At 66.8% G+C, this 13,931-nt stretch carries 10 protein-coding genes; 1 reads left to right on the plus strand and 9 read right to left on the minus strand.

What is annotated here, in order from left to right:
* Positions 1 to 71: 71 nt before the first annotated feature.
* The 4 genes from A5780_RS20430 to A5780_RS20445 all read right to left on the minus strand — a co-directional run bounded on the left by A5780_RS20430 (position 72) and on the right by A5780_RS20445 (position 4,652).
* Positions 72 to 1,502, minus strand: coding sequence for an aldehyde dehydrogenase (locus tag A5780_RS20430; RefSeq protein WP_064909277.1), 1,431 nt, complete (start codon positions 1,500 to 1,502; stop codon positions 72 to 74).
* Between the two features lie 55 nt (positions 1,503 to 1,557).
* Positions 1,558 to 2,670: a Zn-dependent alcohol dehydrogenase gene (locus tag A5780_RS20435; protein ID WP_064909278.1), complete on the minus strand. Its 1,113-nt coding sequence runs from the start codon at positions 2,668 to 2,670 to the stop codon at positions 1,558 to 1,560.
* A gap of 254 nt (positions 2,671 to 2,924) precedes the next feature.
* Positions 2,925 to 3,593 carry a hotdog domain-containing protein gene (locus A5780_RS20440; RefSeq protein ID WP_231983026.1) on the minus strand — a complete coding sequence of 223 codons (669 nt, stop codon included), beginning with the start codon at positions 3,591 to 3,593 and terminating at the stop codon, positions 2,925 to 2,927.
* A gap of 522 nt (positions 3,594 to 4,115) precedes the next feature.
* A complete protein-coding gene (locus A5780_RS20445) occupies positions 4,116 to 4,652 on the minus strand; it encodes a glutathione peroxidase (protein WP_064909279.1) in 537 nt (178 codons plus the stop codon).
* A 64-nt stretch (positions 4,653 to 4,716) separates the two neighbouring features.
* On the opposite strand from A5780_RS20445, the gene A5780_RS20450 reads away from it, so the two are divergent.
* Positions 4,717 to 5,328, plus strand: coding sequence for a TetR-like C-terminal domain-containing protein (locus A5780_RS20450; protein ID WP_064909280.1), 612 nt, complete (start codon positions 4,717 to 4,719; stop codon positions 5,326 to 5,328).
* Between the two features lie 82 nt (positions 5,329 to 5,410).
* Here A5780_RS20450 and A5780_RS20455 read toward each other — a convergent pair whose 3' ends face one another.
* The 5 genes from A5780_RS20455 to A5780_RS20475 all read right to left on the minus strand — a co-directional run bounded on the left by A5780_RS20455 (position 5,411) and on the right by A5780_RS20475 (position 13,850).
* Complete coding sequence (locus tag A5780_RS20455; protein WP_064909281.1) at positions 5,411 to 8,740, minus strand: serine/threonine-protein kinase; 3,330 nt, start codon at positions 8,738 to 8,740, stop codon at positions 5,411 to 5,413.
* 454 nt (positions 8,741 to 9,194) lie between these two features.
* Positions 9,195 to 9,992, minus strand: a complete 798-nt coding sequence (locus A5780_RS20460) for a crotonase/enoyl-CoA hydratase family protein (protein WP_064909282.1) — start codon at positions 9,990 to 9,992, stop codon at positions 9,195 to 9,197.
* Positions 9,992 to 11,137 carry a thiolase family protein gene (locus tag A5780_RS20465; RefSeq protein ID WP_063009523.1) on the minus strand — a complete coding sequence of 382 codons (1,146 nt, stop codon included), beginning with the start codon at positions 11,135 to 11,137 and terminating at the stop codon, positions 9,992 to 9,994. The genes A5780_RS20460 and A5780_RS20465 overlap by 1 nt, the downstream gene beginning before the upstream one ends.
* A gap of 13 nt (positions 11,138 to 11,150) precedes the next feature.
* The gene (locus A5780_RS20470) at positions 11,151 to 12,299 is read right to left on the minus strand and encodes an acyl-CoA dehydrogenase family protein (RefSeq protein ID WP_064909283.1); all 1,149 of its coding nucleotides are present in this window, start codon (positions 12,297 to 12,299) and stop codon (positions 11,151 to 11,153) included.
* Positions 12,300 to 12,305: 6 nt separating this feature from the next.
* Positions 12,306 to 13,850 carry a class I adenylate-forming enzyme family protein gene (locus tag A5780_RS20475; RefSeq protein WP_064909284.1) on the minus strand — a complete coding sequence of 515 codons (1,545 nt, stop codon included), beginning with the start codon at positions 13,848 to 13,850 and terminating at the stop codon, positions 12,306 to 12,308.
* Between the last annotated feature and the right edge of the window lie 81 nt (positions 13,851 to 13,931).

Here is a 13,931-nt window from a genome sequence, read left to right on the forward strand (position 1 = left end):
CGGGCTCTTCGCCATGGCGACGGTCTTGGGGCGGTCGCCGCCGAGCGTTCACACCGGATACCGAACCGATTTCAGTCCGGCAAGTAGATCGAGGTCAGCTTGAAGTACGCGGCCAAGCCTTCGTCACCGAGCTCATAGCCGAGACCACTGGCCTTGTGCCCTCCGAAGGGCGAGTTCACATCGAGGGTGTAGGTGTTGACCCCGACTGTTCCGGTGTCGATCCGCCGGGCAACGGCTCTGCCGCGCTCGACATCCGCACTCCACACCGTGCCGCCCAGCCCGTAGATGGAGTCGTTCGCCGCATGCGCGGCACCTTCATCGCCACCTTCGTAAGGCAGCACGGTGAGGACCGGGCCGAAGATTTCCTCGCGGGCGATACTCATGCCGGGATCGACATCGGCGAACACGGTCGGCGATACGAACCATCCCTTCTCGCGTCCGGCGGGGCGGCCACCACCGGTAGTGATGCGGGCACCAGCTCGAAGACCCTCCGCGATATAGCCTTCGATCCTGTCCCGGGCGACGGAGTTGACGACTGGACCGACCTCGGTCGCGGCCTCGAGCGGATCACCGACCCGATAGCCGGACATCGCGTTCGTGACCGCGTCCACGACGTCGTCGTACCGCGACGCCGGCGCCAGAATCCGGGTGTTGTTCACACAGGTCTGGCCGTTGTTCGCCATGCAGACAACGCCCATGCTCGCGATGAACGCCTCCAGAGGCGCGTCCTCGAGCAGGACCGCAGCGGACTTACCACCGAGTTCCAGCGTCACCGGTTTGAGGGCAGCACCGCACAATTCTCCGATGCGGCGTCCGGCCGCAGTCGAACCGGTGAAAGCAATCTTGTCGACACCGTCGTGACGGACGAGGTGCTCGCCCACGACGCGATCACCGGGCACGACATTGATCACCCCTGGCGGAAAACCGCTTTCGTATACGGCGTCGGCAAACAGGTACGAACTCAGCGCCGTTTCCGGCGACGGCTTGACCACCACCGTGCATCCTGCCGCGAGCGCAGGAGCCAGCTTGAAATGGATCAGCCCGATCGGGTAGTTCCACGGAACGATCACGCCGACCACACCGACCGGCTCCTTGTGCACAACGGTGCGCCCCGCGAACGCGGGCCGTTCTTCGTCGATTACCAGATCGCGCGCCTTCGACGCGTAGTAACGCAACTGCGATACCGGGCCGAGTACATTTGCCGCACCGGCGAATGCGAGCGGAGTTCCGACCTCCTGCGCAACGATCGGACCGATCTCAGCCGTCCGTTTCTGCAGATTCTCGCTCAGCCGTTCCATGAGGCCCGCGCGCTCGACCGGTGAGAGGTCGCGCCAGGCGGGCAGCGCATCGCGTGCAGCTTGCACAGCAACATCGATGTCGGCAGTCGTCGCGACGGGTGACTGCCCGATCTGTTGTTCGGTGGCCGCCGATATCGTCGGAAGGACATCGGCACCCGACGGCGCCCTCCACTTGCCGTTGATCAGGAAGTGTTCGCGCTTCATCGGTGATTCCTTTCCAGCAGTGGGCGTTCGGGAGACGGCAGTTGAAGCCCGGCTGTCACGAAAACTCGATGAGGCCACGGATGAGCCGGCCGGCCTTTTGGTCGGCGTAACCCTCGTTGATCTCCTCGAGCCGGTAGCGCCGGGTGATCAAACGCCCGAGTTCGAGTCGGCCTTCCGCCCACAGACGCAGGAACAGCGGAATATCGGACTGCGGATTGCACTGCCCGAACAGCACGCCCTGGATACGCAACACGTTGTACGTCACCGCGCCTGCCGGGAGGGCGATGGCGATATCCATGGGATCGTCACTGAGACCCACTACCGCGACCCGGCCACCCTTGCCGGTGCAGGCGATCGCCTGCCCGGTCGTCGCCGCGTCGAGCACACCCGTGGTCACAATGACCGCGTCGGCGCCAGTACCCGCCGAGAGTTCCTGCGCCCACGACGCCGCCTCTGCCGGGTCGCCAGTGGCACGGGTGGCTCCGAGTTCGGATGCGAACTCCCGCTTCGCGAGCACGGGGTCCACGACGATGATGTGACTCGCCCCGGCGTGGCGCGCGCCCTGGACCGCGTTGATCCCGATTCCGCCGGCACCGAAAACGACCACGATGTCGCCGGGCGCCACCTCGGCCGCGTTGACCGCGGCACCCCACCCGGTCGGAACCCCGCAGGACAACAGCGCCGCCACGTCCAGAGGCACATCCTTGGGAATCTTCACCAGTGAACGCTGGGACACCACCATGCGCTCGGAAAAGGTACCGAGTGCACAGAATCCACCCACGCCCTGCCCGTCGCGTTCGAACCGGTGCGTGCCGTCGGCCATCAAACCCGTTCCGGCGTTCGCACCACTGTCACACAGGTAGGACCGCCCCGTCGCACAGTAACGACACATTCCGCACGAGGGAATGAACGAGAAGACGACATGGTCACCCACCTGGACGCGGTCCACACCTGCTCCTATCGCTTCCACGACACCGGAGCCTTCGTGTCCGCCGACCAGCGGGTACGTCCCCATCGCACCGAGGTGCTTCAGATGCGCATCGGAATGACACAGCCCCGCGAACCGATTAGCGATGAGAACCTCGCCCGGCCCGGGTGCGAGAAGGTCCAACTGCTGGATCTCCCAAGCCTTTCCGGGACTTTCGAGTACTGCTGCTGTCGTTTTCATGCATGGATCCTGTGCTCGGCGGAACGGGGCCGGCGTGGCTGCGAACAGAGCCACCAGGGCCGCCCCGGCTGTATCGGCAACGCGGTAGTCGCCATCCCACCGAGGATAAGTTATCTCACTTAGATAGACAACTGGCGAAGACGGGACTCACCTGGTTAGCCATCCAGACGCGGGTCCAGTGTTCTCGTCTTCGCGTCGACCCGGGCGTTATCCCGTACTGAAACGCCTTCACGCGTCAGTCGACACTCCTCCGCTCAGGGTTGTCCCGGCCGCAGTGCGACGAACAATCCCTCCGCGTCGGCGAGCACTGCGTCGCCGTCGCGCAGTTCGGCGGTCAGGAAACGCTTGCGGCCCTCTTCACGGTCGAAGCGAGCGGTCAGAGTCAGTTCGCGATCGAGCGGAGTGATCGCCCGGTAGTTCACATGCAGATATGCGGTGCGCGAGCGGGGACGGCCGGCGGCGTTCGCGAGGCGCCCCAGCACCTCGTCGAATACCAGCGGGATCGCCCCGCCGTGCACCGCTCCCCCGCCGCCGAGGTAGAAGCGGCTGAAGGTTACGTGTCCGCTGACCTGATCGGCGTCGCCGTGGTCGACCACGAACGCGGGCGCCAGCGACTGTCCCCGGCCGGGCACCTCGAGATGACCGGCCACCGACTCCGCATGCGGGACCTGGTAGGCGGACAGCAGCCGCTCGAGCTCGTCGATGCGCTTGGTGACCTCGACCATCTCCGAGGCCGGAGGGTTCGACCCGGCGACTCGGTCCTGCAAGGCCCGTAGCGATTCGATCATCGCGGCGAACTGCTGCGCGCCCTCGGCCGCCACCGCCACCTTCCAGGCGGATTCGCCCGACAGCGGGCTCGTGTCGTAGGGCTCGCGGCTGCTCGATTCGGCATTACCGGTTCCACCGTTGTCCTTGTGCGACATCAACTTTCCCTTTCGATACGTGGGCATTACGCCGACATCTCCCGATGATCTGCGACCTGCCGCTCGATCAGGACCGCTGTCACTCCGGCACGGCAACGAACCACCGGGCGACTACCGACCGTGGACCATCGGCGGCAAATGTTGGGACACTGCACACGACAGTACGGCGTCGTCCCCGGCCACAAGTCGTAGCGCCCTCAGGTCTCGACCACCTCGAAACCAGTGAAGTTATCGAAGGTTTATACGTCGTCGGCCGCCATACGCCTTGATGCCCCTTCTATGACTCCAAGTACGCCGTCGCCGCGCTGATGCAGGCGGGTGCCAGCGGCATCAACCTGCTTCGAGCAAAGCCGCGCCGTGGCAACATGATTCGACTGCGCCGACCGGTCGGTGTCCGGGTCCGGCCGACTGCCCCGCTCGGTGCTTCGCGAGAATTCGGCAGTCGCGCGCCCTGGACCCTGCCGGATGCGGCTGCGCCGGTAGCCTCGGACCGGGTGTGTGGCGATCGGTCCGTCGAGGGTCTCAGTCCAGCAGGTCGGCGATCTCAAATTCGATCTGCTCGGGCGTCACGGTCGACTCGAAGCGACGAATCACCGTGCCGTCACGGCCGACGAGGAATTTCGTGAAATTCCACTTCACCTCGTCGGTTCCGATCGCCTCGGGCCGCGTGGCCTTGACGTGGTCGTACAACCGCCCGGCGGAGGGACCGAAATCCCCCGGCGCCTCGGCACGTAGGTAGGTGTACAGCGGATCCGCGCCGGGCCCGTTGACCTCGATCTTGCCGAACACCGGGAAGGTGACGCCGTAGTTGGTGGAGCAGAACTCCTGGATCTCGGCGTCGGCGCCCGGTTCCTGATCCCCGAACTGGTTGCACGGGAAGCCGAGGATCTCCAGCCCACGGTCCCGGTTCTTCTTGTAGAGGGCTTCCAGGCCTTCGTACTGGGGCGTGAAGCCACACTTGCTGGCCACGTTGACCACGAGGACGACGCGGCCCGCGTACTCCTCGAGCGAGCGGCTTCCACCGTCGGCAGTGGCGACGGAAAATTCATGAAATGCCATAGCGGCCAGCGTATTTCAGTATCACGAATTATGCAACGGTACCAGATCCATATATGCTGCCGGGATGACATCGACCCGGCCGCGCGGACGCCCTCGGGACGAGACCGTGGACCAGCGCGTACTCGATGCCGCCGTGGAGGAGCTGGCGGAGAAGGGCATCGCCGAGTTCAGCATCACCTCGGTGGCCGCCCGCGCCCGCGCCGCCAAACGAAGCATCTACACGCGCTGGCCCCGGCGCGAGGATCTCATCCTGGCGGGAATGTCGACCCTCGCCGCCGGACTGGTTCCACCGCACACGGGATCGATCGCCGAGGATCTGGCCGTGCTGCTCGACCGGATCGCCGGTGTCTTCGTCGAGCCGCGGCTGAGCATCCTGCGCCGCTGCGCGGCGGAGATGGCCGATCACCCGGAGATGTATGCCGCCTTCACACGCGACTCGATCGATCGCTGTCTCGCGGCCATCGAGGACGCGCTGCACGACGCCGTCACCCGCGGCGAGATCCGCGCCGACATCGACCGCGCCACCGTGGCCGATATCATCACCGGCACCATCATGTTCCGGGCCACCACCCACCCTTCCGACGTCCTGCCCGCCGACCGCCGCGAGGAGTTGATCCGGCTTCTGCTCAGCGGCCTGAGCCCGCGCGACACTCGGCCATCACGGCCTCGCCCGTGATCGGCGGGATCACCCCGCGACCGGTCCCGGCCCGTTCGCACGCCGTGCCATCGGCCGGGCCTCGCCGGTCTCCGACGTGCCCTCAGCCGACCACCAGATCGCCGACGATGTCGTGAATCCCCGGCCCGGCATCGTCCACGAGCCTCGGCACTCCCTGGGCGATGCACCGCGCGATCACCGGTGCGGCAAGGCTTTTCGCCTTTTCGTGATGTCCGGCGGCCCACTGGCAGCAGGCGGCCAACAGCTGCGCCTGCACCAGCGCCACCGGACGAGCCTGCCGGCCGATTTCGCGTACGAGGATCTCGGAGCGGTCGCACGCTTCGCCGATCGTGGCGGGCGATCGTTCGGCCAGCAGGAGACGAATGAGCGAGTCCTGGGCCAGTTCGGCGGTCATTGCGCGGATTCTGGTGTCCTGTGCGCGGTACGGCGGCAGGGCGGCGAGCCATGAGCGGATGTCGTCCGGGATCGGAAGATTCGCTCGCACGCGTTCGTTGACGATGCGCGCGGCCAGGCGGGGCAGCGATTTGTCCTCGGCGATCTGCGCGCCGATGCTCAGCAGCCGCTCGGCATCGGTGAGTTCGCCCAGCGCGATGGCCAGCCGCGCACCGGTTCCGTAGCTGGCGAGCAGGACATCCGGCATACCGCCGAGCCGTTCGAGTGTGGCGCCGGCCCGCAGCAGTCGCTCAGCCTCGACCAGACGGCCCTGCCGATACCGCAGATCTCCCAGCAGGGCGCCGGACATGAGCGCGATGCGGGTCCCGAGATCCGCGCCGCGCGGCACCGTCGGCGTGACCGCGAAATGCCGCTCGGCCCCGGCGATGTCGAACTGCTCCCACGCGGCCAGCCCAGCGATGCAGTGACTGTGCTGAACGGCCAGCGCGCCGCTGCTCGCACCGTGCCGCAGGGCCGAACGGTGCCAGCGGCGGCCCGCGGGATACTCGAACCGGTTCAGCGCGTCGGCGGCAAGCAGGTCGGCCGCGGACACCGATATCACCGGAGCCGCCAGATCATCGATATGCTCGGTGACCGTGTCGGGCACGATCTCGAGCCGGTCGAGGGCGTAGTCCTCCAAACCCACCAGAAGGGCAGCTTCGGCACGCAGCACCCTCGCGGCCCGCCCGTCGACATCGCTCGTCTCGAGGGCGGCGAGGGCTCTGTCCAGCGCGGTATGGAACTGGGTGTGCCGCTCGAGACCGAGCGCCGCCCAGGCCAGGCACAACTGGAGCCGGGGTCGCGATTCGGTCAGCGGGGTCGGCAGTTTCGCCATCAGGCCCAGGAACGTGGACGTGCGGAAGGATTCGATGAGTTCGATCGCGCGCGCCCCGACCAGCTCGACGGCACGGTGCGGGTCGGCGGCAAACAGGGCGTGATCGACGGCCTCGACCAGCATGTCGTGTTCGGCGAACCAGTTCGACGCGCGAGAGTGCAACTGCCGCAACCGATCCGGGTCCTGATGCTCGAGCCTGCGCACCAGATGACCGGCGAACAGACCGTGATACCGGAACCACCGGTCGTCCTCGTCCATCCGCTGCAGGAACAGGTTCCGGTCGGCGACCAGCTCGAGCAGTTCCTGACTGTCGGACCGCCCGGACAGGGCGGCCGCCAGATCAGCACAGGTAGTCCCGGTTATCGAGGTGGACATGAGGAACTCCAGCAGCGGCTGATCCAGCGAGCCCAGCACGTTCTCGGTGAGATATTCGCCGATCATGTGGTGTCGACCGGTGAGGTTGTCGATGAACGCGGCCGGGTCGTCGCGGCCGGCCAGCGACAGTTGCGCCAGTTGCAGCCCCGCGGCCCAGCCCTCGGTCGACCTGCGTACTTTGGCCACGTCCTCGGCCGCCAGCCGCAGATCGTTGCGGCCGACCAGAAACGCGGTGGCCTCGTCGGCGTCGAAACGCAATGCGGTGGTGCCGATTTCGATCAGTTCGTCCTGGACGAGCAGCTTGGTCAGCGCCAGCCCTTCCCGGCCCCGGGTGACCAGCACGACCCGCAGGTGATGGCAACCGTGCTCCAGCAGGTAATTCATTGCTGCCAAGGTGTTTTCACCCCGCACCAGTTGCCAGTCGTCGACCACGAGCACCATCGCCTGATCGCTGTCGTGGATCTCGTCGATCAGGGCCGAGAGCACCGCGCGGGTGGCGTCGGAGGATCGCTCCTCCAGCAGCGCGCCCAGCTCGCGAGCCAGCTCCGGGCGCACCCGGCGGATCGCCTGGACCAGGTGGGCCAGGAACCACACCACGTTGTCGTCGTCGTGATCGGTCGTCAGCCACGCCACCGGGACGCCGTCGGCCTCGAGGGCGGTGGCCCATTGCGCGGCGAGGGTAGTCTTGCCGAACCCCGCCGGGCCGTGAATCAGGATCACCCGCCGTCTGCCACCGGCGTCGAGAATTTCGCGCAGGCGCGTGCGTTCGATCGCGGTGCGGGCGGCGGTCGGCGGCCGGAATTTCGTGGCCGCGGAGGGTGGTGGCGGTGTGGTGACCGAGCCCGCGGAGACGGCGGGCAGTATCGGCGAGCCCGAGCCTGTCCCCGCGGCGACGTCTTCGGCGGAGGGGGGAACCACCACGGCGTCGACCGGCTGTCCGGTCTCGCGCTGCACATCACGTAGCCGTTCGCCGAGTTCGAGGACCGATGCGGGGCGATCCGCGGGCTCGCGGGTCATCGCCGACTCCACCACCACGCACACCGCGTCGGGAACACCGTACTCGCGCAGGTCGGGCAACGCTGCCTCGGCGATCCGCGTCAACTGCACCTCGAGTGGTTCTTCGCTGCGCCGCTCGAACGGCGCGTGCCCGGTCAGCAGGCAGAACATCGTGGCGCCCAGACCGTAGATGTCGGCCGCTTCGGTCGCGGTCGCGCCGCGCAGGATCTCAGGGGCAGTGAACGCGGGCGTCCCGTGCACCAGCGGCGTCGAACCGGTCGTCACCTCGCCGACGTGGACAATGCCGAAATCCGACAGCTGGGGTTCGCCGTAGTCGGTCAGCAGGATGTTGCCCGGTTTCACGTCGCGGTGCACCATGCCCGCGGCATGGGCGGCGGCCAGCGCGCCGGCCATCTTCACCCCGATCGAGACCACCTCGGGCCAGCGCAGCGGGCCGGTCTGGCGCATGCGCTGATCCAGAGACCCGCGCGCGAAATACGGCATCACGATGTAGGGGCGGCCGGTCGGTGTCAGGTCGACATGCAGCGCCTGCACGATGTGCGGGTGCACGGACAACCGGCCCAGCGCCCGCTGTTCGCGCACGAACAGCTCGCGCTCGTCACCCCGCACCTCCGACAGCAACAGTTTGACCGCGACATACCGGTCCAGTGCGTACTCCCGGCACCGATAGACCACCCCGGAACCGCCGCGCCCGACCTCGACGGGGTCGCCGAAACCTGCCGCGAGCAATTCTCCGACAATCCCGCTGGACATATCCCGTTGTGTCGTGACGTTGTCCACTTCGGTCCTCAGCTATCGGGACGGTGGTAGTCCGTCGGATCATGGCCGGACCCACGCGGGCTCAGCGACCACCCCACAAACGATAGACCCGAAGTTGTCTCAGAGGTAGCCAGGACAATTCCGCCATCCGCCGCCCACCCTCGGCCCGACCGGTCACCGGATGCCGCGCGGACGACAGCGGCTCCTCCGCCGCCCGCTCGACCACTACGGGATCGTCACTCTCGCGGATCAACGCCCGGCCGCATCCCCGGTAACAGACTGACCCGTGGCCTGGTGCCATCACCTGCTTGCGGGCTGATGACGTACCGAAGTCCGCATACGCGGGGAGTCCGCCCCACTACCGTAGGGACGGACTCCCCGCTCGGCGCTGATGATCGAATCACATTGGCGCACAGTGCCTTCGACAACTACCGTAGTCTCGCGGCGGTTACCGCGCCTTCCACACCGGGGCGCGCTTCTCAGCGAAGGCCAGCGGACCTTCCTTCGCGTCCTCGCTGCTCATCAAGCTCTGCCATTCGACCTCGGAATGACTCCACCGGTCGTTCTCGGCGGGCCGGTCATTGGCCCGGATGCCGAGCGCGATCCGTTTGCTGGCCTGCACCGACAGCGGAGCGTTGACCGCGATCCGTTCGGCCAGCGCGAGCGCGGCCTCGACCACGGTGCCGTCGGGGACGACCTGATTGATCAGGCCGTACTCGCGAGCGGTGGCCGCCGGGATCGGGTCGCCGGTGAGGATCATCTCCATGGCCAGTCGCTGGGGGATCTGCGCCGGCAGCCGGAACACGCCACCCGCACCCGCGATCAGACCGCGCTTGACCTCCGGGAGTCCGAAGCTGGCGCCCTCCGCCGCGACGATGAGGTCGGCGGCGAGAGCCAGTTCGGTGCCACCGCCGAGTGCGGTTCCGTTGACCGCGGCGATGGTCGGTTTACTGATGACGTGCCGGACGAAGCCGGCGAAGCCCCAGTGCTCGTTGCCGGGCGCGAACAGACCTTCGCCTCGCGAGATGGCCTTGAGATCCGCTCCCGCGCAGAAGGATTTGTCGCCCGCGCCGGTGATCACGACCACCCGGATCTCCGGATCGTGTTCCGCCTCGACCAGCGCGCCGCCGACGGCCTCGCTCACCGCGGCGTTGACCGCGTTTCGCGCCTCGGGTCGATTGATGGTGATCAGCAGGACGTTGCCCTTGCGCTCGACCAGGGCGCCGGTCTCGGTTGCCGCCGTCATCACTTCACCAGCTCGAGAATCGTCGCGTTGGCCTGGCCGCCGCCCTCGCACATGGTCTGCAGGCCGTAGCGAATGTCGTTGCGGCGCATATGGAAGATCATGTCGGTCAGGATGCGGGCACCCGAACCGCCGAGCGGGTGGCCCAGGGCGATGGCGCCACCGTTGGGGTTCAGTTTCTCGTCCGGCGCGCCGATCTCCTTCTGCCACGCCATCGGCACCGGCGCGAACGCCTCGTTGACCTCGAAGACACCGATATCGTCGACCGACAGGCCGGAGCGTTCCAGCGCCTTTTCCGTGGCGGGGATCGGGGCCCCGAGCATCATCACCGGATCGGCGCCCGCGACGACCGCGGTGTGCACGCGGGCGATCGGGGTCAGTCCGTGCTTGCTCGCGAATTCGTCGCTGACGATCAGCAGGGCTGCGGCGCCGTCGGAGATCTGTGAGGCGTTGCCCGCGTGAATGACACCGTCGGACTTGAAGACCGGCTTCAGGCCGGCCAGCTTCTCGACGGTGGTTCCCCGGCGAATGCCCTCATCCTTCGAGACGACGGTCCCGTCGGGCAGGGTGACCGGCACGATCTGCGCGTCGAACAGACCGGCGTCCTGCGCGGCCGCGGCACGTTCGTGCGAGCGGGCCGAGAACGCGTCCACCTCGGTGCGCGACAGCGCCCACTTCTCGGCCATGATCTCGGCGCCGACACCCTGGTTGGGCGAGGCGTTGTAGCGCTCGGTGAACTTGGGGCTGAGCGGACTGCCACCACCGGCTACCGCCGCACCCATCGGCACCCGCGACATCGACTCGACACCACCGGCGACCACGGCTTCGTAATGACCGGCGAGCACGCCGGCCACGGCGAAGTTCAGCGACTGTTGCGACGATCCGCACTGACGGTCGACGGTCACACCCGGAACCGACTCCGGCCAGCCCGCGGCGAGCACCGCATTGCGCGCGATGTCGTGGGTCTGCTCGCCGACCTGCCCGACGCAGCCCCAGATGACGTCCTCGACCAGCTCGGGTTCGATACCCGCGCGCTTCACCAGTTCCTGCAGTACCAGGGCTGACAGGTCGACGGGATGAATTCCGGAAAGACCACCGTTGCGCTTGCCGACCGGGGTCCGGACGGCCTCGACAATTACTGCACCCATAGGGTTTTCCTTTCTACAGTCCGAGCGAGCGCCCGATGATTTCCTTCATGATCTGAGTCGAGCCGCCGTAGATCGTCTGGATCCGGGCATCGGCATAGGCCTTGGCGATCGGGTATTCCATCATGTAGCCGTAGCCGCCGTGCATCTGCTGGCAGGTGTAGATGAGTCGTTGCTGCAGTTCGGTGGTCCACCATTTGGCCTTGGCTGCGTCGGCGCCGTCGAGAGTGCCCGCGTTCAGCGCGGTGATACACCGATCGACATAGACCTGCGCGAGATCGACCTCTGTCTCGAGGGTCGCCAGCTCGAACTTGTTGGCCTGGAACGAGCCGATCGGCGTTCCGAAAGCTTTGCGGGACTTGACATATTCAAGGGTCGTATCCAGCAGCGAACGGCAGGAGGCGACGGCTGTCACGGCGATGGACAGCCGTTCCATCGGCAGGTTGCGCATCAGGTGCAGGAAGCCCTTGCCGACCTCGCCGATCACGTTCGCGGACGGGACCCGCACCTGATCGAAGTTCAGTTCCGCGGTGTCCTGGGAGTGCATGCCCAGTTTCTCGAGATTGCGGCCGCGGGTGAATCCGGCCATCCCACGCTCGACACCCAGCAGCGTGAACGCAGCGCTCGCCTTCGCGTCCGAGTCGGTGCGGGCGACCACGATGACGAGGTCGGCGTGGATACCGGAGGAGATGAAGGTCTTCGCTCCGGTCAGCACCCAGTCGTCGCCGTCCTTGTGCGCCGAGGTCCGAATACCCTGCAGGTCGCTGCCCGCGCCAGGTTCGGTCATCGCCACCGCCACGACGAGTTCCCCGCTCGCGAACGCCGGTAGCCATCGCGCCTTCTGCTCATCATTGGTCAGTTCGAGCATGTAGGGGGCGAGCACGTCGTTTTGCAGGGTGAATGCCGGACCACCGGAGGATGCCCGGGCCACTTCCTCTGCGACGATGGCGTTGTAGCGAAAGTCGCCCGACATCCCGCCGCCGCCGAATTCCTCGGGGACCGAGAAGCCGATCAACCCGAATTTGGCGGCCTCGACATAGAGCTGCTTGTCGATGATCCCGTCTTTTTCCCACTGCTCCTGATGCGGAGTCGCGTAGCGAGCCAAGAACTCTCGAACGGTTTCGCGGTATTGGTCGTGTTCGCTGTCGAAGATTTCTCGTTGCATCGTTGTCTACCTTCCCGAGGCGACCGCGGGAGCCGCCGCGGATTCGTCTATCTCCGAAATCATTTCGAGCAGGCGACGCCGATCCACCTTCAACGACACACTTCTCGGCAACTCGGCTACCGTGTAGATCCGCACCGGGATTTCGTAGGCGGTGAGCCGGTCACGGCAGAAGGTTTTCAATTCGTCCTCGGCGACCTCGGCAGCGCCGTCGCGTAGTTCGACGACCGCCACGGGCACCTTTCCGAGCCGCTCGTCATCGCGGCCGTAGACCGTGGCGTCGGCGATCGCCTCGTGCGCACGCAGCGCGTCGGCCACGGTCTCGGGGTGAACCTTGAACCCGCCGCGGATGATCGCGTCGTCCGCGCGGCCATCGATGTAGACGAAGCCGTCCTCGTCGAGATGGCCCAGATCCGAGGTGCGGACCCACTCGTGTTTGCCGTTGCCGGTCTGGCTGGAGCTGACCTCGAGGCGTCCCGACTCACCGAGAGGCAGGACCGTGCCGTCCTCGGCGACAGCCCGCAGTTTCACACCCGGCATTTCCCGCCCGACGCTGCCACGCTTCTTGGTCCACCACTGGGCGTGCATGGGTTTGGTCCATCCGGCGATCGCGCCGGAGAACTCGGTGGCGCCGTACATGATCAGCACCGGGATGCCGTATTTCGCGGTGAATTCGTCGGCCAGATCCGGATTGACGAACGTCGTACCCGCCGTGATGGCACGCAGGCTGGCCAGGTCCTCGACCGGAACGTCGGCGTTGATCACCGCACGCATCGCGGCCGGCGGTAAGCCGGCTACCTTCGGCTGGTGTTCCTTGACCGCCGCGCACCAACCCTCCACGGTGAAGCGTGGGAGCATGACGAAGGGCCGAGCCTCGGCAAGGTTCTGCAGCACTCCCCACAAACCGCCGATGTGCACGATCGGGAGCGTCACCAGCGCGACGCGACCGGTGAGCAGCTTGCGGTCGGGCGGTCCGGCCGCCCCGGTATGTCCGTGCACGGCGGTAAGTGCGGCTTCGAGCTGACGCCAGGTCAGCGGGATCCGCTTGGGTGGGCCGGTGGTGCCGGAGGTGAACATCTCCACGCCTACCGCATCGCCGGTCACACCGTCTGTCTCCGGCGGCGTGGCGGCGCTCGCCCCGGTGGTGGCGGCGACCCGCGGGCCGTCGACGGAGAATCCGATCATGGCGCCTTCTTCGGCTGCGGCCCGGAACAGCGACTCATTCCACATGGACTCCGACGCCAGCACGGCGCGCGGATGCGCCTCGCGCATATCGGCACTCAGGCGCGCCACCGGCTGCATGGGGTTGAGCGTGATGACCGTGCGCCCTTTGCCGAGGATGGCGATGAGCGCCGCGATCGACTCCATCCGATTGTCGAGCACCACACCGATCCGGCTACCGCCGTTGCATCCGGCCGCGGCCAGTTCGGCGTCCAGGGTCTCCGCAAGTACCCGCACCTCTCCCCAGGTGAACCAGGTGTCACCCTGCTGGATCATGGGGGCGTCGTCGTCGGCCTCCCATAGCCGCGCCAACGCGCCTCTGATGCTCGTCATTGTTTCCTCCCACTCTTGCGGTAGCGGGCCACCGAGTCGGGACACCGTGCTCCGGCGGCCCGGCCGTATCGATCGCCATGA

Source organism: Nocardia sp. 852002-20019_SCH5090214 (assembly GCF_001665865.1).
GTDB classification, from domain to species: Bacteria; Actinomycetota; Actinomycetes; order Mycobacteriales; family Mycobacteriaceae; genus Nocardia; species Nocardia nova.